Annotated in this window: 17 protein-coding genes; 12 read left to right on the top strand and 5 right to left on the bottom strand. The window is 67.3% G+C overall.

The features are described from left to right. Positions 1 to 38: 38 nt before the first annotated feature. The 6 genes from AZSI13_RS13370 to AZSI13_RS13345 all read left to right on the top strand — a co-directional run bounded on the left by AZSI13_RS13370 (position 39) and on the right by AZSI13_RS13345 (position 5,466). On the top strand, positions 39 to 2,033 hold the full coding sequence (locus AZSI13_RS13370) for an acetyl/propionyl/methylcrotonyl-CoA carboxylase subunit alpha (RefSeq protein ID WP_109041673.1): 1,995 nt from the start codon (positions 39 to 41) through the stop codon (positions 2,031 to 2,033). Between the two features lie 9 nt (positions 2,034 to 2,042). Further along, on the top strand, positions 2,043 to 2,951 hold the full coding sequence (locus AZSI13_RS13365) for a hydroxymethylglutaryl-CoA lyase (RefSeq protein WP_109041672.1): 909 nt from the start codon (positions 2,043 to 2,045) through the stop codon (positions 2,949 to 2,951). Positions 2,952 to 3,016: 65 nt separating this feature from the next. Next, entirely contained in the window at positions 3,017 to 3,220 is a 204-nt protein-coding gene (locus AZSI13_RS13360; protein ID WP_109041671.1) for a DUF1289 domain-containing protein, read from the top strand. Positions 3,221 to 3,227: 7 nt separating this feature from the next. Beyond that, complete coding sequence (locus tag AZSI13_RS13355; RefSeq protein ID WP_235609776.1) at positions 3,228 to 3,422, top strand: DUF1289 domain-containing protein; 195 nt, start codon at positions 3,228 to 3,230, stop codon at positions 3,420 to 3,422. Beyond that, complete coding sequence (locus AZSI13_RS13350) at positions 3,422 to 4,360, top strand: MBL fold metallo-hydrolase (protein WP_109041669.1); 939 nt, start codon at positions 3,422 to 3,424, stop codon at positions 4,358 to 4,360. The genes AZSI13_RS13355 and AZSI13_RS13350 overlap by 1 nt, the downstream gene beginning before the upstream one ends. A 206-nt stretch (positions 4,361 to 4,566) precedes the next feature. Continuing rightward, entirely contained in the window at positions 4,567 to 5,466 is a 900-nt protein-coding gene (locus tag AZSI13_RS13345) for a hypothetical protein (RefSeq protein ID WP_109041668.1), read from the top strand. Here the strand turns inward: AZSI13_RS13345 and AZSI13_RS13340 are convergent. Then, the gene (locus tag AZSI13_RS13340; protein WP_109041667.1) at positions 5,453 to 6,625 is read right to left on the bottom strand and encodes a M20 aminoacylase family protein; all 1,173 of its coding nucleotides are present in this window, start codon (positions 6,623 to 6,625) and stop codon (positions 5,453 to 5,455) included. The two genes, AZSI13_RS13345 and AZSI13_RS13340, sit on opposite strands and share 14 nt — an antisense overlap. Before the next feature lie 143 nt (positions 6,626 to 6,768). Here AZSI13_RS13340 and rapZ point away from each other — a divergent pair, with 143 nt between their 5' ends. The 6 genes from rapZ to AZSI13_RS13310 all read left to right on the top strand — a co-directional run bounded on the left by rapZ (position 6,769) and on the right by AZSI13_RS13310 (position 11,136). Beyond that, positions 6,769 to 7,641, top strand: a complete 873-nt coding sequence (gene rapZ, locus AZSI13_RS13335) for an RNase adapter RapZ (RefSeq protein ID WP_109041666.1) — start codon at positions 6,769 to 6,771, stop codon at positions 7,639 to 7,641. A 106-nt stretch (positions 7,642 to 7,747) separates the two neighbouring features. Next, complete coding sequence (locus AZSI13_RS13330; RefSeq protein WP_235609782.1) at positions 7,748 to 8,086, top strand: NusG domain II-containing protein; 339 nt, start codon at positions 7,748 to 7,750, stop codon at positions 8,084 to 8,086. Beyond that, positions 8,067 to 8,651 carry a Gx transporter family protein gene (locus AZSI13_RS13325; protein ID WP_109041664.1) on the top strand — a complete coding sequence of 195 codons (585 nt, stop codon included), beginning with the start codon at positions 8,067 to 8,069 and terminating at the stop codon, positions 8,649 to 8,651. The genes AZSI13_RS13330 and AZSI13_RS13325 overlap by 20 nt, the downstream gene beginning before the upstream one ends. Further along, a complete protein-coding gene (locus AZSI13_RS13320) occupies positions 8,644 to 9,261 on the top strand; it encodes a flavin prenyltransferase UbiX (protein WP_109041663.1) in 618 nt (205 codons plus the stop codon). The genes AZSI13_RS13325 and AZSI13_RS13320 overlap by 8 nt, the downstream gene beginning before the upstream one ends. Then, positions 9,261 to 9,893 (top strand): LON peptidase substrate-binding domain-containing protein, encoded by a 633-nt coding sequence (locus tag AZSI13_RS13315; RefSeq protein ID WP_109041662.1) that lies wholly within the window; start codon positions 9,261 to 9,263, stop codon positions 9,891 to 9,893. Before AZSI13_RS13320 ends, AZSI13_RS13315 begins: the two co-directional genes overlap by 1 nt. A 7-nt stretch (positions 9,894 to 9,900) precedes the next feature. Beyond that, the gene (locus AZSI13_RS13310) at positions 9,901 to 11,136 is read left to right on the top strand and encodes a nitrate/nitrite transporter (RefSeq protein ID WP_109041661.1); all 1,236 of its coding nucleotides are present in this window, start codon (positions 9,901 to 9,903) and stop codon (positions 11,134 to 11,136) included. Between the two features lie 35 nt (positions 11,137 to 11,171). On the opposite strand, the gene AZSI13_RS13305 is transcribed toward AZSI13_RS13310, so the two are convergent. The 4 genes from AZSI13_RS13305 to mutY all read right to left on the bottom strand — a co-directional run bounded on the left by AZSI13_RS13305 (position 11,172) and on the right by mutY (position 16,434). Then, the gene (locus AZSI13_RS13305; RefSeq protein ID WP_109041660.1) at positions 11,172 to 11,750 is read right to left on the bottom strand and encodes a hypothetical protein; all 579 of its coding nucleotides are present in this window, start codon (positions 11,748 to 11,750) and stop codon (positions 11,172 to 11,174) included. Positions 11,751 to 11,933: 183 nt separating this feature from the next. Next, positions 11,934 to 13,961: a Cache 3/Cache 2 fusion domain-containing protein gene (locus tag AZSI13_RS13300; protein ID WP_165833523.1), complete on the bottom strand. Its 2,028-nt coding sequence runs from the start codon at positions 13,959 to 13,961 to the stop codon at positions 11,934 to 11,936. 401 nt (positions 13,962 to 14,362) lie between these two features. Further along, the gene (locus tag AZSI13_RS13295) at positions 14,363 to 15,106 is read right to left on the bottom strand and encodes a transglycosylase SLT domain-containing protein (protein WP_109041658.1); all 744 of its coding nucleotides are present in this window, start codon (positions 15,104 to 15,106) and stop codon (positions 14,363 to 14,365) included. A 233-nt stretch (positions 15,107 to 15,339) separates the two neighbouring features. Further along, on the bottom strand, positions 15,340 to 16,434 hold the full coding sequence (gene mutY, locus AZSI13_RS13290) for an A/G-specific adenine glycosylase (RefSeq protein ID WP_109041657.1): 1,095 nt from the start codon (positions 16,432 to 16,434) through the stop codon (positions 15,340 to 15,342). Positions 16,435 to 16,504: the final 70 nt, after the last annotated feature.

Below are 16,504 nucleotides of genomic sequence, written 5' to 3'. Positions count from 1 at the left end.
AAGCCCCCGCAAGAAGACGGGGGCCCGGAGGAGACACGATGTTCAGCAAGATCCTGATTGCCAATCGCGGCGAGATCGCCTGCCGTGTGATTAAAACCGCCCGCCGCATGGGCATTCGCACCGTCGCCGTATATTCCGAGGCCGATGCCAACGCCCGCCATGTGCGCCTGGCCGACGAGGCGGTGTTGCTGGGCCCGGCCGCGGCGCGGGAATCCTATCTGGTGGCCGAGAAAATTCTCGACGCAGCCAAGCGTACCGGCGCCCAGGCCATCCACCCGGGCTACGGTTTCCTCTCCGAGAACGAGGAATTCGCCGAAGCCTGCGCCGCCGCCGGCGTGGTCTTCATTGGCCCGCCCGCTTCCGCCATCCGCGCCATGGGTTCCAAGAGCGCCGCCAAGGCCCTCATGGAAAAGGCCGCGGTGCCCCTCACTCCCGGCTACCACGGCGATAACCAGGACCCCGAATTCCTCAAGCAGCAGGCCGACGCCATCGGCTACCCGGTGCTGATCAAGGCCGCCGCCGGCGGTGGCGGCAAGGGCATGCGTCTGGTGGAAAAGGGCGAGGACTTCATCGCCGCCCTGGCCTCCTGCCAGCGGGAGGCCCGTTCCTCCTTCGGCGACGACCACGTGCTGGTGGAGAAATACATCACCCGCCCGCGCCACATCGAAATCCAGGTCTTCGGCGACACCCAGGGCAACTGCGTCTATCTCTTCGAGCGGGACTGCTCGGTGCAGCGCCGCCACCAGAAGGTGCTGGAAGAGGCTCCCGCCCCCGGCATGCCGGCCGAGCGCCGCCGCCAGATGGGCGAGGCCGCCGTAGCCGCCGCCAAGGCGGTGGGCTATGTGGGTGCCGGCACCGTGGAGTTCATCGCCAACCAGGATGGCTCCTTCTACTTCATGGAGATGAACACCCGCCTCCAGGTGGAACACCCGGTCACCGAAATGATCACCGGCCAGGACCTGGTGGAATGGCAGTTGCGGGTGGCCGCCGGCGAGCCCCTGCCGCTGAAACAGGAACAGCTGGAAATCCGCGGCCATGCCCTGGAGGCCCGCATCTACGCCGAGGACGCCAACAAGGGCTTCCTCCCTTCCACTGGACGCCTGTTGCATCTGGCCCCGCCGGCCGAGGGGCTGCATGTGCGGGTCGATACTGGCGTCGAGGAGGGCGACGAGATCACGCCCCACTACGACCCCATGATCGCCAAGCTGATCGTCTGGGACGAAGACCGGGAGGCCGCCCTGGCCCGCATGCGCCAGGCCCTGGCCGACTACCGGGTGGTGGGGGTGACCACCAACATCGACTTCCTCTCCCGCCTGGTAGCCTGCCCGGCCTTTGCCGGCGCCGACCTGGATACGGGCCTGATCGAACGGCAGAAGGACTTCCTCTTCCCCGCCGAGGCCGAGCTGCCCCGGGATGTCTTCCTCATCGCCACTGTGGCTGGCCTGCTGCGGGAACAGGACGACGCGGTTGCGGCCAGCCAGCGCAGCGGCGATCCCTGGTCCCCCTGGAGCCAGCGGGACGGCTGGCGCATGAACATCGCCGCCCGCCGCACCGTCAGCTACCGGGTCGGCGAGACCCAGGTGGACGTGGGGGTGGCCTACGCCGCCGATGGTTGGGTGCTGACCCTGCGTAATGAAACCGTCCTGGCCCGCGGCCGCCTCCTGGCCCACGACCGCCTGGCGGTAGAACTGGACGACCGGCGTCTGATGGCCAGCGTGGTGGCCGTCGCCGAGAAGCGCCACATCTTCCTCAACGGCGGCACCTATGTCATCGAACGCCACGACCCCTTGCACCTGGTGGAGGCCGGCGGCGCCCAGGGTGGCGGCCTCACCGCCCCCATGCCGGGCAAGGTGGTGGCCTTGCTGGCCCAACCCGGGCCGGTAGAGAAGGGCGCGCCACTGCTCATTCTCGAAGCCATGAAAATGGAACACACCATCACCGCCCCCAAGACCGGCACCCTCAAGGCCTTCCGCTTCGCCGTCGGCGAGCAGGTGGCCGATGGGGCGGAGTTGGTGGATTTCGAGGCAGCCTAGGAGCGCGAAATGACCCTGCCCCAGCACGTGAAAATCGTTGAGGTCGGCCCCCGGGACGGCCTGCAGAATGAAAAGCAGGTGGTGCCCGCTGCCGTGAAGATCGAACTGATCGAACGCTTGGCCACCGCCGGCCTGCCGGCGGTGGAGGCCACCTCCTTCGTTTCCCCCAAGTGGGTGCCCCAGATGGGGGACAACAGCGAAGTGCTGCGCGGCATCCGTAAGCAGCCCGGGGTGGCCTACCCGGTGCTGACCCCCAACCTCAAGGGCTTCGACTCGGCGGTGGAGGCCGGGGCCACCGAGGTGGCCATCTTCGGTGCTGCCTCCGAAGCCTTTTCCCAGAAGAACATCAACTGCTCCATCGCTGAAAGCCTGAAGCGCTTCGAACCCATCGTTGCCTCGGCCTCGGCCCTGGAGATCAAGGTGCGGGGCTACGTTTCCTGCGTTGTCGGCTGTCCCTATGAAGGTGCGGTGGCGCCGGAGAAGGCCGCCGAAGTGGCGAAGATTCTCTACGACATGGGCTGCTACGAAGTCTCCCTGGGGGACACCATCGGCGTCGGCAATCCTGCCAGCGTCTCCCGCCTGCTGGAAGCCTGCGCCCGCCACGTGCCCATGGCCAAGCTCGCCGGCCACTACCACGACACCTACGGCATGGCGGTGGCCAACATCTACGCCTCCCTGCAGATGGGCTTGGCCGTATTCGATGCCTCCGTCGCCGGCCTGGGGGGCTGCCCCTATGCCCAGGGGGCCTCGGGGAACGTGGCCACAGAGGACGTGGTCTATCTGCTCAACGGCCTGGGCATCCACACCGGCATCGACCTGGACCAGCTGGTGGCGGCGGGCGCCTTCATCTCCGCCCACCTGGGCCGGGAGCCCGCCTCCAAGGCAGCCCGGGCCCTGCTCGCCAAGTGCGCCGGATAAGCCTGAACCGGCGCCCCGGGGCGAGGTCTACCTCGCCCTTTTTGTTGTCAATGAGACTGAAAAACATGGCTGTCGCCTCCCCCTGTATCAACATCTGCCAGATGGATGCCACCTCCGGCCTCTGCCGGGGCTGCTTCCGTACCCTGGACGAAATCGCCACCTGGGCCGGCGCCTCCGACGAAACCCGTCTGGCCGTGCTGGCCGAAGTGGAACAGCGCCGCGTCGCCCACGACCCCTGGGGCGATGCCGCCGACAGCTTCTGCAAGTGAGTGCCCCGTGAGCGACGAGAACAATCCCTGCATCGGCGTGTGCACCATGGAAGATGGCTACTGCCTCGGCTGCGGCCGCAGCGAAGCCGAAATCTTTGGCGATCCGGAACCGGTGCCCACTCCCCAACCCTTGCCCCCGGCTGCGCCGGAGGCTCCTCTGCCCGCCAATGTGCAGGCAGAAATCAGCGGAGGCAGCGACTGATGGCCCCACCCACCCAACACACCCCGCCGCCGCGGCTGCCCGACACGATCCAGGTGCTGGAACGGGGCTGGCTCTCCTCCAACAATGTCCTCTTCATTGACGACGAAGAGGCCACCCTGGTGGATAGCGGCTATGTCTCCCACGCCGCCCAGACCCTGGCCCTGGTGGAAAGGGCCCTGGATGGCCGGCGCCTGACCCGGCTCATCAACACCCACTCCCACTCCGACCATATCGGCGGCAACGCGGCCCTGAAACACGCCACCGGCTGCCAGGTGCTGGTGCCCACCGGCATGTCGGCGGCCATTGCCGAATGGGATGAAGAAGCCCTGCTGCTCTCGCCCCTCGGCCAGCAATCGGCCCGCTTCCAGCACGATGCCACCATTGCCCCGGGGGACGTCCTGGGCCTGGGCGGTCTGAGCTGGCAGGCCCTGGCGGTACCGGGCCACGACATGGACGCCCTGGCCTACTTCAATGCCGACGAGGGCATCCTCATTTCCGGCGATGCCCTGTGGCAGGATGGTTTCGGCGTCATCTTCGCCGAGCTGCTGGGCAACCCGGACGGCCTCAAGACCACGCGCGAAACCCTGGACATGCTGGCCCGCCTGCCCATCCGCAGCGTCATTCCCGGCCATGGCGCCCCCTTTGCCGACGTGGAGGAAAGCTTCACCCGGGCCTACTCCCGCCTGGCCGGCTTCGAAGGTTCCCTTGAGCGCCTGGCACGCCATGCGCTCAAGGTCATGCTGGTGTTCTACCTGCTGGAAAAGCGCCGGGTAAAACAGGCGGAGCTGCCGAACCTCATCGCCAGCCTGCCCTTCGCCCATTCCGTAGCTGCCCGTTACCTGGGCCTGGACCCGGAGGAAACGGCGGAGTGGCTGCAAGGCGACCTCCTCAAGTCGGGCGCCCTGCGGCAGGAGGACGGCTGGCTGGTGGCCGGCTAACCCGCGAGCTTGGCGCCGGGAAAGTAGCGAAAGCGGGAGAAGCGGCCGGCGACCCCGGCTGCTCCCATCAGCCCGTGCGCACCTGCGGTGGCCAGTCCTATCCCGTCTTATCCCGTACTACCCCCCAATTCCCCTGGCATGGTCCCTGCATAACACCAGGCAGCGACCACTATGACGGCAGACTTTGCCGCACCGGGAGAACCTTCATGGGCAGCACCGCCCCCCTCAGCAACGCCGGGCTGGCCGGCATCTACCAGATCAGCGCCGCCACCTTCCGCGCCCGCCAGACAGCGGCCAGCAGCGCCGCCGCCAGCGGCACGGACCAGGCCAGCACCCAGGTGTCGATTTCCGCCGCTGCCCGGGAGGCGGCAAAAAATGACCGCCCCCGGGGCCTGGCCTTGCCGGATGCGGCCTACTGGACCCGCCAGGATTTCCCCGCCGACATCATGGCCGAGGCCCAGGCGCGGCTGGACGAGCGCCGCGCCGCGCCGGGCATCGGTGATGGCTACCTGCCCAACAGCGTTTCCAACCTGCCCCTGCTGCCGGAAAACCAGGCCCTGCTGGATCAGTTCAAGGCCGAAATGAAGGCCATCGGCCACGACAACATGGACCCGGCCCAGAACGCCCGTTTCAACCGCCTGCTCAACCTCACCGTCAGAGTCCAACTGGAAGGCTGGAAGCAACCCATGACCGAGGCGGATGCCCAGCGGGAGCTGGATATTTCCCAGGCCATGGCCGTGCTGACCAAGCAGCAAGAAGCGGCCAACCCTTCGACCCCGAAGCCAACAGCCGATGCCGAGGCCTCCGCCAATACCCCGGCCATCCCCGACATGATGGCGGGCTGGAAGCAGCGCTGGCAGGAGGCGGGGCTGAAGATGCCGGCCGTGCGGCTGGAACCCGGCCAGTCCATGTGGACGGCGATGGCGGAAAAGGCGGGAATCGGCGCCACGGAATTCGTCGGCAAGGCCCGTGACCTGGCCGGCAGCCTGCGGGGCGAAGCCCTCACCCAGGCCATCGAGCAGTTCATCAGCGACCGCTACGTCGCCCTGAAGGCCAACGCAGCGGGGGGCCAAGCCACCTCGGCGACCGGCGCTAGGCCGGCTTGAGGGCGGTTTCCACCAGGCTCACCCAATAGGTGATGCCCACGGCCAGGGCCTCGTCGTTGAAGTCGTAGTGGGGGTTGTGCAGGGTGCAGCCGCCGGTACCCGGGCCATTGCCCAGCCAGACATAGCAGCCGGGCTTTTCCCGCAGCATGTAGGCAAAGTCTTCTGCCCCCATGGAGGGCAGGGCGTCGGTAATGACCTTGCCGGCCCCCAGCGCCGCCCGGGCGGCCTGGCGGCACAGCTCGGCCTCCGGCGCCGTATTGACGGTGGGGGGATAGCGGTGGTCGAAGGTCACGCCGATCTGGGCGCCGGTGGCGGCGGCGACGCCGCTGACCAGGCGCTCGATGGCCCGCTCCACGGTTTCCTGCACTTCCGGCTTGAAGGTGCGGATGGTGCCGCGCAGGACGGCATCGTCGGGAATGATGTTCCAGGCGGAACCGGCGTGGAACTGGGTCACGGAAACCACCGCCGACTCGCAGGGATGCAGGGTGCGGCTGACCACCGTCTGCAGGGCCTGCACCAGCTGGCTGCCGGCGACGATGGGGTCCACCCCCTGGTGGGGCATGGCGGCATGGCAGCCGTGGCCGCGGATGGCGATCTCGAAAGCGCAGGTGCCGGCCATCACCGGGCCGGGCATGATGGCCATTTCGCCCAGGGGAATGCCGGGCCAGTTGTGCAGGCCGTAAACGGAATCCACCGTGAATTTCTCGAACAGGCCGTCCTCAATCATGACGGCAGCGCCGCCCTCCGACTCCTCGGCGGGCTGGAAGATGAAGACCACGGTGCCGTCGAAGTTGCGGTGCTCCGCCAGCCAGCGGGCGGCCCCCAGCAGCAGGGCGGTATGGCCGTCGTGGCCGCAGGCGTGCATCTTGCCGTGATGACGGGAGCGGTGGGGAAACTCGTTCTTCTCATCCAGGGGCAGGGCATCCATGTCGGCCCGCAGGCCAATGGCGCGGCTGGATTCCCCGTTGCGCAGGATGCCCACCACGCCGGTCTTGGCGATACCCCGGTGCACTTCGATACCGTAGCGCAGCAGCTCCCGGGCAACGATGTCGGCGGTGCGGCTTTCGTCGAAGGCCAGTTCGGGATGGGCGTGGATATCCCGGCGCAGGGCGGTGAGTTCAGGCAGGAAGGGGATCGGCAGGAGGGCGGGAGCGGGCATGGTGATGAACTTGCACGAAGATTCGCAATCGAACCGGACCCGACAGTGTATGCCCCCGCGGCTTGATCGCGAAAGCCCCCGCCGCTATGCTGCGGAGCAAAACGAACCTCCCCCGATCGCGTTTTCTCGACCCCGTTCCCGCCATGCATCTCGTCCTTATTTCCGGCCTCTCCGGTTCCGGCAAGTCCATCGCCCTCAACGTCCTCGAGGACGGCGGCTACTACTGTGTAGACAACCTGCCCTCCGGCCTGCTGCCGCAGCTCATCGACTGTCTTGCCGCCCAGGGTTACAACAAGGTGGGGGTGGCCATGGACGTGCGGGGCGGCGCCGGCATCCGGGAACTGCCCAAGCTGCTGGCCCATCTCAAGGAAAAGGTGGAGCTGCGCTTTCTCTTCCTGGATACCAAGGACGACACCCTGCTCAAGCGTTTCTCCGAAACACGCCGCCGCCACCCCCTGGCGAACGAGGGCCACACCCTGGTGGAAGCGATCCGGGAGGAACGGGAACTGCTGGAAGAAATCGCCACGCTCGGCCACCACATCGACACCAGCGACCTGAAAGCTGCCAGCCTGCGCGAATGGGTGAAGCAGTTCATTGCGGTGGACCCGGGCCACGGCCTCACCCTGCTGTTCCAGTCCTTCGGCTTCAAGCACGGCATTCCCCTGGATGCGGACCTGGTCTTCGACGTGCGCTGCCTGCCCAACCCCCATTACGACCCGGAACTGCGCCCCCTCACCGGCCGCGACCGGCCGGTCATTGACTACCTGGAAGCCCAGCCCGAAGTGGGGCGCATGGCGGCGGACATTTTCCATTTCGTCTCCCAGTGGCTGCCCAGCTACATCCGCGATAGCCGCAGCTACCTCACGGTGGCGGTGGGCTGTACCGGCGGCCAGCACCGCTCGGTGTACCTGGCCGAATGGCTGTCCCGCCAGTTCCGCGACGGCGAAGGGGAAAGCAGCGACGACGGCCTGCGGGTACTGCTGCGCCACCGCCAGCTGGCCGAAGGCGGCAAGTGAGCCGGCGGTGAGCGCCTCTTCCCCACCCCCCGCATCCCCAGGCGCTGCGACACGCCCCCCCGCGGACTGGCGCCTCTGGCTTGGCCTGCTGCGCCCCGGCGACTGGCTGACCCTGGGCCTCGGCGCCGCCGCCTGTGCCGCCCTGTTCCCCCTGGCCTGGCAGGGCGGGCGGGCGGAAAAGGCGGTGGTGCGCAGCGGCGGTCAGGTCTTCGCCGAGCTGGACCTGCAGCAGCACCGCACCCTGGAAGTGCCCGGCCCCCTGGGCAGCACCGTCATCACGGTGGAGCCCGGCCGGGCCCGGGTTGCCGCCGACCCGGGGCCGCGCCAGTACTGCGTGCGCCAGGGCTGGCTGGCCCGCCCCGGTGAAATCGCCATCTGCGCCCCCAACCACGTCAGCCTGCAGATCGCTGGCCGCACATCCGCCTATGACTCCCTCAGTTACTGACCCGGCCGGGACCCGGGTCCTGACCATTCCCCTCAGTGCCGAAGACCACCGCATCGCCTGGCTGGCGGCGGCGGCCATTGGCCTCTCCCTGGTGGATGCGGCGATTCCCACGCCCCTGCCGGGGATCAAGCCGGGCCTCGCCAATATCGTCACCCTGGTGGTGCTGCTGCGTTTCGGCTGGGGCGCGGCGGTCTGGGTCACCGGTTTGCGAGTGTTGGCGGGTAGCCTGCTGTTGGGCCAGTTTCTGGCGCCGGGCTTCTTCCTCTCCGCCACCGGCGCCCTGGCCAGCCTGCTGGCCCTGGGCCTGGCCCGGCCCCTGTTGCGGGCGGGCCCTGGGGCGGCCTTTGGCCCGGTCAGCCTTTCCATCATCGCCGCCTTCGCCCACATGGCGGGGCAACTCCTGCTGGCCCGGCTGTGGCTCATTCCCCATGACGGGGTCTTTCTCCTGGCCCCCCTCTTTGCCTGCGCGGCCCTCTTTTTTGGCACGGTGAACGGGCTCATCGCCGCCCGCATCCTGGCTGAACCGCCCCCTGCTGGCGCCCCAATGGAAACCGATCATGCCTAAGACTGTCTGCCTCGCCTTCACCGGCGCCTCCGGCCTGCCCTACGGGGTGCGTCTCCTGGAATGCCTGCTGGCTGCCGGCTGTCGGGTACAGCTGCTGTATTCCCAGGCGGCCCAGATCGTCGCCAAACAGGAAATGGCCCTGGACCTGCCCTCCCGCCCCCAGGAAGTGGCCGCCCATTTCCGCAGCCGCCACGCTGGCCTGCCCGGTAGCCTGGAAGTCTATGGCCGGGAGGAGTGGTTCGCCCCGGTGGCCTCCGGCTCCAATCCGCCGGACGCCATGGTGGTCTGTCCCTGTTCCATGGGCACCCTGGCAGCCATCGCCCAGGGCCTCTCGGACAATCTCATCGAACGGGCGGCCGACGTGGTGCTGAAAGAGCGCCGCACCCTGGTGCTGGTGCCCCGGGAGGCGCCGTTCTCCACCATCCACCTGGAAAACATGCTGCGCCTCTCCCGCGCCGGGGCGGTCATCCTGCCCCCCAGCCCGGGCTTCTATCATCACCCGCAGCGTATCGAGGACCTGGTGGATTTCGTTGTCGCCCGCATTCTCGACCAGCTGGCGATTCCCCACACCCTCATGGCCCGCTGGGGCGATGCATCGGAGGCCAACTGATGGGCTGGCTGGAAAGACTCTTGGGCCAGGAAAAGGCCGCGCCGGAAGTGCTGGAGATTCCCCTCTTCCCCCTGCATACCGTGCTCTTCCCCGGCGGGTTGCTGTCCCTGCGGGTCTTCGAGCAACGTTACCTGGACATGGCCGCGGCCTGCCAGCAGGCCAAGACACCCTTCGGCGTCTGCCTTATCGCCTCGGGCAAGGATGTGGGCGCCCCGGCGGTGCCTCACGGTATCGGCACCCTGGCCTTCATCCGCCAGTGGGAGGAACTGCCGGACCAGCCCCTGCACCTGACCGTGGCCGGCGACCACCGCTTCCGCATCCTCGAGTGCGAGGCCCAGGATGACGGCCTGCTGCGGGCCCGGGTGGAGGTGCTGGATGAACCCGCCTTCACCCCCATCCCCACTGCCCTGGAAGCCCTGGTGCCCCTGCTGGAGCAGATCGCCGCCGACCTGGGCCCGGAGAAGCTGCCGCCGCCCCATGCCTTCGACGAGGCCAACTGGGTCGGCTACCGGCTGTCGGAAGTCATGCCCGTGCAGCCCCTGGCCCAGCAGAAGCTGCTGGAGTTGAACGACCCGGTCTCCCGCCTGGAAATCCTCTACAAGTATCTGGCACCCAAGGGCCTGGTTTCCTGAACCCGGCATGAACGATTCCACCGCTTACGATTCCACCGTTTTCCCCTGGCGCCTGGTGCTGCTTTGCTGCGGCGCCGAGATTCTCACCATGCTCGGCTTTTCCCTGGTGCCGACGCTGCTGCCGGTGTTCACCGCCGAATGGGGGCTCTCGGCCACTCAGGGCGGCTGGCTGGGGGGGGTCTATTTCCTCGGCTACATCACCGCCGTCCCCCTGCTGGTAAGCCTGACGGACCGCTACGACGCCCGCCGCATCTATCTGCTGGCCGCCACCCTGGCGGCCTTGGCCCTGGCCGGTTTCGGCCTGTTCGCCCGCAGTTTCGTGCCGGGGCTGCTGTTCTGGCTGTTTGCCGGCTTCGGCCTGGCGGGGACCTACATGCCCGGCCTGCGGGCCCTGACGGATCGCCTGCCCCTGGCACATCAATCCCGGGCCACGGCCTTCTACACGGCCTCCTTCGGCACCGGCGCCGGCCTTTCCTATCTGCTGCTGGAAGGCATGGGGCGGCTCATGCCCTGGCCCCTGCTGTTCGGCCTGGCGGCCGTCTCGGTCTTCGCCGCCGTGCTGCTGGTGGCTTTCGCCCTGCCGCCAAAGCGGCCCGAGGGCGCCGACCACCGGGCGGATGCCGGCTGGCGCAGCGTGCTGCGGGACCGTCGCATCCTGGCCTTCTGCGGCGCCTACTGCGGCCACAACTGGGAGCTGTTCGGCTTCCGCTCCTGGCTGGTGGCTTATCTCACCTGGTCCCACGGGCAAACCCCCTCGGCCTTCACCGCCGCCCCCGGCATCGTCGCCGCCCTGGCCACCTTTCTTGCCGTGCCGGCCAGCATCCTGGGCAACGAGGGGGCCCACCGCTGGGGCCGCACCACCTGGCTGGCCCGGGTAATGAGCCTCTCGGCGCTGCTCGCCATGGCCATGGCCCTGGTGGGGGATGTGGGCGCCCACGGCCTGTGGGCCATGGGCCTGCTACTGGTGTACGCCGCCACCATGAACCTGGATTCGGCCGCCATGACCGCCGGCCTGCTCACGGAAACCCCCGCCGACCGCCGCGGCAAGGCCCTGGCCCTCTATGCCTGCATCGGCTTTGCCGGCGGCTTCATCGGCCCGGTGGCCTTCGGCATGGCCCTGGACCGGCTTGGCCACGACAGCAGCCTGGGCTGGAGCGCCGGCTTCCTGACCCTGGCCCTGGGAATTCTCCTGGCCCGCCTCTCCCTGACCCTGGTGCCCCGGCCAGCACCATCACCGCACTAGAAACACCGGAACCTACTCCCTGACTGGCCGGCCAATCAGGCCGTCAGGTTCGGCAGACTGATGCCCAGGGTAGCCCGCAGCTTCTGGGCCTGGGGATCGTTGGCCAGGGCCTCATGGAACTGGCGACGCAGGTCCTGACTGAGGGCCTTGTCCTCATGCATGGCCTGGTAGTGGCTCACCTTGTCGCCGACGCCGTTATCCTGCAAAAGCTGCTGGTAGATGGCCGAGACCCGCTGGCTATACTCGGAGGTCTCCTGCGGATGGTCCCGCTGCATCTCGTAGCCCTTTTGGTAGGTGCTGGCAATGCTCACCGGCCCGTTGGACATGTCCGCCGATTGCAGGATCACCGGGGTGTAGTCGGCAAACCAGTCCGGCAGGGCCAGGTGGCGCAGGGGGACTTCACCGGCGGCCACCGCTGCCGCCTCCGTCGCCTGATCCTGGGCATCCATTTCCAGACGCTGGCGTGCCTGGGAGGAGATGCTGACGATACTGCTGGCACCGCCACTACCCGACGTGGCGGCCTCGGCCTGCGTGCTTGTTGCCCCATTCATGCGGCGCAGTGCCTCGTAGGGGTTGAGGGAGGAGAGGGCAGAGGAAGCAGCGCTAACCGACATGATGCAGGGCTCCTGAAAGATGGGCCACGGCGCGGCAAGCTTTGCCGCAGCGAGGCTGACGGAAGACACTCCAGCAAAGCTCATGCCAGAAACATTTCAGGACGGCAGCACCATTGAAAAAGCCCGGTCAAGCCGGGCTTTTTTTCTTTCTGGCGGGGGCCTAACGAACTGCCCCGCGGTCGTCTACAGTTTGAAGGAATCTGTATCCCGCTGCAGGCTGTCGGCGGCGCCGAGCAGCTTGGCTGACTGATCCAGGTTGGCATGGGCGGAACTGCCGGTCTGGGCGGCCATTTCAGCCACCTGTTCGACGTTGCGGGCCATGTTCTGGGCGGTGGTGGACTGCTCCTGGGTGGCGCCGGCGATATCCTGGATGGCACTCATGACCTGGCCGGAACGCTCGGATACCTGGCCCAGCACGGCCTCCAGCTGACGGGAGGCCTGCACGGAGTAGCTGACGCGGCCGACGGCCTGGTCGATGGTGTCCCGCACCGAGCTGACGCCCACCCCCACCAGGGAGAGGATGCTGGAAATGGTCTGAGCCGTCTTGCCGGACTGCTCCGCCAGCTTGCGCACCTCGTCGGCCACCACGGCGAAGCCGCGGCCTGCCTCGCCGGCCCGGGCGGCTTCGATGGCGGCGTTGAGGGCCAGCAGGTTGGTCTGTTCGGCGATGCCCTTGATGGCGCTGAGGGCATGCTCGATTTCCTGGGAACGCTGCCCCAGTTCCCCCACCTGCTCGGCAGACTGGCGCACCGCTGCCGCGCTTTCTTCCATGGCGGTGATGGCCTGGCCCACGGTGGCCTTGCTCGATTCCACATCGGCCAGGGCGGCGCCGGTCAGTTCCAGGGCCGAGGCGGCATTGCTGGCGACGTGGCCGATGCTGGCGGAGAGCTCCTCGGCGGCGGCGGACATGGCGGCGGTGGCTTCGCTCTGCACGTCGGTGGACTGATTGAGCTCCCGGGAGGTGGCAGAGAAGGCGTTGGCCGTGCCGTACAGCTCGTGGCTGGTGTTCTTGATGTTGCCCACCAGATTGCGGATGGAATCGATGGCCTGGCCCAGGGAGCGGCCCAGCACGTCCACCTCGTTGTGGCTGCCGGCGGGGCCGGTCAGTTGCACCGACAGGTCGCCGGTGCCCAGGCGGTTGCTGGCATCCACCAGGGCGGCGACGGGCTTCAGGCGGCTGCCGGCGACGAAGGCGATGGCCAGCAGGAGCAGGGCGCCCAGGGCCACGGAGATGCCGATGACCTCGTTGCGCAGGGCCAGGGTGCGGTCGGTAAATTCATCGGTCCACGAACCAATGGCCGCGATCCAGTGCAGATCTGGCAGTTCCTTGACCACCACGATCTTGTCCCGCTCCTTGCCTTCCTTGTCCAGCCACTTGTACTGGATGACCCCGTTGCGGGTCTTGTAGAGCATGTCGGTGATCTTCTGGGCCAGAGGTCCGGCCTCCGAGAGCTTCTTGCCTTCCAGGGTCGGGTGGGCAATGTACACGCCCTCCTTCTGGTCGCCGTAGGGCTCGGAAACGATGTAGGGATAGCCGGTCTTGCCCACTTTGGCCGACATCAGCTTTTTCTTCAGCAGGTCGATGTTGTCAGCCACGTCCAGCCGCAGGGTGATGCCACCCACCACATTGCCGGCGTCGTCCTTGATGGGGGTGACGGCAATGGAATACATGCGCCCGCTGCGCTGGATGGTACCGGTGTACACCTCGCCCTTACGCAGGAAAGGCACGTAGGCTTCCTTGTCGGAAAGGGCTTCGCCGTTGCGCGACCCCCCGTTGGCGTCCTTCAGCAGGGTGGCGCCGCGATAGAAGGTGTCGCCGCTGCGGATGAGGAAGGCGGCTTCGCGGCCGGCGTTGGACTTCTTGTAGCTTTCCAGCAGGCCCACGTTGCCGTTGACGGGAGTGCCGCCCATCAGCATTTCCGGCAGCTGCTGGCTACCCGTAGTCACAGTACGGCCGCTGAGGTGGATCTTGCCCGGCAGGGAGCGTTCGAAATCCCGCAGGTTGTCCAGAGCCCGCGCCTTGAGGGCGTCCTGGGCATATTCCAGGGTGGTGATGATGAGGCGGGTCTGCTCTTCCAGGGAATCCTGGGTCTGTTGGATTGCCACCTGGCGCGACAGGTAAGCCACCACGGCGCTCTGGATACCGATCATCAAGGCCACGGCTAGGCCGGCCGCGATGACGATTTGACGGGAAAGGGATAGATGTTTCATGACGCGAACGGCCTGCAAATGGCCCTGCGGCCAAACCGGGCTTATCCCGGCCGGCTGGACCATGCCGTTTTGTAACATTTATCCCATACCATCCGGTATGGAAAACTTGGCGTTTTCCCCTTCCCAGCCGCATAAATAGTGGCTTCCCGAGGAATGCCAGGGGCAATCGCCGTACGGACGACGCTGAGATCGGGCGGCTGCCAGGGCAGAACCAGGCCAGACCGTAGGGAACGGCAGGGGAAAAATCAGGGGGCAAGTAGCCCGGGAGGCGCCAGGGCGGGATAGCCGCCTCCCGTGACTAGTGGCGGCTATCCCGGCGGTAGGAGAGACAAGGGGAGCAGGCAGGGCGGAGTGCCCTGCAAGGATGCCCCGGGAATCCCCGGGAAAAGCTCGATTCCGGCTCAGCCCCGGCCGATGTGACGGGCGGCGGCCTGCTCGAGGCGCTGCTTTTCCAGCAGCACCCGGGTGGCGTAGGTCTGCTCTTCGTCCCGGGTGGCCCCGGCGAACTGCTGCAGCCCTTCCATGAGGCCGCCCTTGCGGCGGATGGCCTCATCCAGGGCCAGGGAACCGACCCGCACATTGGTCACCGGGTCCAGCAAGGGCGCCTTGCCGGCATTGGGCGGCAGCTTGTCCTTGTGGAAACGGGGAATCACCTGCATCAGGCCCTGGGCTCCCATGACGCTCTGGGAGAAGGGATTGAAGCGGGATTCAACGCCAATCACGGCAACAATCAGCAGCGGATCCAGGCGCAATTCCTGGCTGGTGCTCTGCACCGCATGGAAGATGGGCCGCAGCGCTTCGGCAGAGACCCGGTAACGCTGGGCCACGTAACCCAGGGCGGCGCGCATGGGCGGCGTCAGGGGTTCCACGGCTGGAGCCGGGGCAGCAAGGTGGGGAGCCAGGGGCGCTGCCAGGCCCACGCTGGCCAGGTCAGGCTCCTGCGCCAGGGCAGCGGCTTCGCTGCTGGCGATATCGGCAACGGCGGTTACGGCTTCGTTGCCGACAACAAACTCGCCGTTGCCGGCGAAGAGGGGGCTCATGGCCGCCAGCAGCGCGAGGCCGGCAGCGACGAGACAGACTTGCAACAGGCTCGGCGCATGATGACCGCGACGAGACATGTATTTCAGCGAGAAGGTGGAAGACATGGTCTCTCTCTCCTTTCCTGTAGCCACCGCGCCGCCGAAAAAACCGGGACGCAAGATACGGTGACAGTGGGGTTCAAGAAATCAGGGAGCGCCAGCGCGCACCCAAAGCCGGGGACCAGTTGAAGGAAGGGGGAAGTGCCTCGCCTAGAGGCAGAAATGAGGGTCGTGGCCGGCTACAAGACATTGCCGCGTTGCAGCAACGGAGCGCACTATATTGATTCTATTGACATTTGTCAAGACACCCCGGTTTTACCCCAGGGCGGTGACGGCATTTTCAGCAGCAATTTACGCAGGGGCGCCGGCAGGGCGGCCCGGGCAAAATCCTCTGCGGGCAGCCATTCCAGCCCCCCTTCGCCGACCTCCGGCCGGGAGGAAACGCGGCACAGCAGGGGGGTCAGGAAAAGGCGGAAATGGGTGAAGGCGTGGCGCACTTCGGGCAGGGCTTCGACGCTTTCCAGTGCTAGCCCGAGGCGGCTGACCAAAGCAGCGGGGGAATCCCCCTCCGGCACTTCGGGCAGGGCCAGCAGCCCACCCCAGATGCCCGTGGGCGGGCGGCGCTCCACCAGAATCCGGGCGCCATCATGGAGGATCAGGGCGGTGACGTGGCGTTCCGGCACCGCCTTCTTCACTGGCTTGCCTTCCGGCAGCTCGGCCTGGCGGCCCTCCCGGCGGGCCACGCAGAGATCGTGCATGGGGCAGATGGCGCAGGCCGGCTTACTGCGGCTGCACAGGCTGGCCCCTAGATCCATGATGCCCTGGGTGTAGCTCTCGATCTCCCCTGGCCCGTGGGGCAGCAGGGATTCAGCCAGCTGCCAGAGCGCCTTCTCCACCTTGGGGCTACCGGGAAAACCCGCTACGCCGAAACAGCGGGTCAGCACCCGCTTCACGTTGCCATCGAGAATGGCGCCCCGTTCGCCGTAGGCAAAGGCGGCAATGGCCGCCGCGGTGGAACGACCGATGCCCGGCAGTTCGGCGATGCGGGCGGCCTGGCGGGGAAACTCGCCGCCGTACTGCCGCTGCACCGCCACGGCGCAGGCGTGCAGGTTGCGCGCCCGGGCGTAGTAGCCCAGGCCGGCCCACAGCTCCAGCACCCGCTCCAGGGGCGCCGCGGCCAGATCGGAGAGGGTAGGGAATTCATCCAGGAAACGGGCGTAGTAGGGAATCACCGTGGCCACCTGGGTCTGCTGCAGCATGATTTCCGACAGCCAGATACGGAAGGCGTCCCGGGTCTGCTGCCAGGGCAGGTCGTGGCGGCCATGGCTTTTCTGCCAGGCGACGAGGCGGGGAGCAAACTGGGCTACGGCAGTATCAGGAGAGGTATCAGGCACGGCGGCAGGGCTGGGGCAAGAGCAGGGGAGGCGCCATTCTAACGCTCCCGGCCAATTGCTCCGCCGGGGA

This window comes from Azospira sp. I13, assembly GCF_003112695.1.
GTDB lineage: Bacteria > Pseudomonadota > Gammaproteobacteria > Burkholderiales > Rhodocyclaceae > Azospira.
Note: the sequence above shows the minus strand (reverse complement) of the source record. Positions and strands in the feature narration are given on the sequence as shown.

Excerpts from the sequence above, each read along its gene's own strand:
- AZSI13_RS13300 (WP_165833523.1), bottom strand. The coding sequence starts at position 13,961 with ATGAAACATCTATCCCTTTCCCGTCAAATCGTCATCGCGGCCGGCCTA.
- AZSI13_RS13365 (WP_109041672.1), top strand. The coding sequence starts at position 2,043 with ATGACCCTGCCCCAGCACGTGAAAATCGTTGAGGTCGGCCCCCGGGAC.
- AZSI13_RS13295 (WP_109041658.1), bottom strand. The coding sequence starts at position 15,106 with ATGTCTTCCACCTTCTCGCTGAAATACATGTCTCGTCGCGGTCATCAT.
- AZSI13_RS13350 (WP_109041669.1), top strand. The coding sequence starts at position 3,422 with ATGGCCCCACCCACCCAACACACCCCGCCGCCGCGGCTGCCCGACACG.
- AZSI13_RS13325 (WP_109041664.1), top strand. The coding sequence starts at position 8,067 with ATGACTCCCTCAGTTACTGACCCGGCCGGGACCCGGGTCCTGACCATT.
- AZSI13_RS13315 (WP_109041662.1), top strand. The coding sequence starts at position 9,261 with ATGGGCTGGCTGGAAAGACTCTTGGGCCAGGAAAAGGCCGCGCCGGAA.
- AZSI13_RS13310 (WP_109041661.1), top strand. The coding sequence starts at position 9,901 with ATGAACGATTCCACCGCTTACGATTCCACCGTTTTCCCCTGGCGCCTG.
- rapZ (WP_109041666.1), top strand. The coding sequence starts at position 6,769 with ATGCATCTCGTCCTTATTTCCGGCCTCTCCGGTTCCGGCAAGTCCATC.
- AZSI13_RS13370 (WP_109041673.1), top strand. The coding sequence starts at position 39 with ATGTTCAGCAAGATCCTGATTGCCAATCGCGGCGAGATCGCCTGCCGT.
- AZSI13_RS13340 (WP_109041667.1), bottom strand. The coding sequence starts at position 6,625 with ATGCCCGCTCCCGCCCTCCTGCCGATCCCCTTCCTGCCTGAACTCACC.
- AZSI13_RS13320 (WP_109041663.1), top strand. The coding sequence starts at position 8,644 with ATGCCTAAGACTGTCTGCCTCGCCTTCACCGGCGCCTCCGGCCTGCCC.
- AZSI13_RS13305 (WP_109041660.1), bottom strand. The coding sequence starts at position 11,750 with ATGTCGGTTAGCGCTGCTTCCTCTGCCCTCTCCTCCCTCAACCCCTAC.
- AZSI13_RS13360 (WP_109041671.1), top strand. The coding sequence starts at position 3,017 with ATGGCTGTCGCCTCCCCCTGTATCAACATCTGCCAGATGGATGCCACC.
- AZSI13_RS13345 (WP_109041668.1), top strand. The coding sequence starts at position 4,567 with ATGGGCAGCACCGCCCCCCTCAGCAACGCCGGGCTGGCCGGCATCTAC.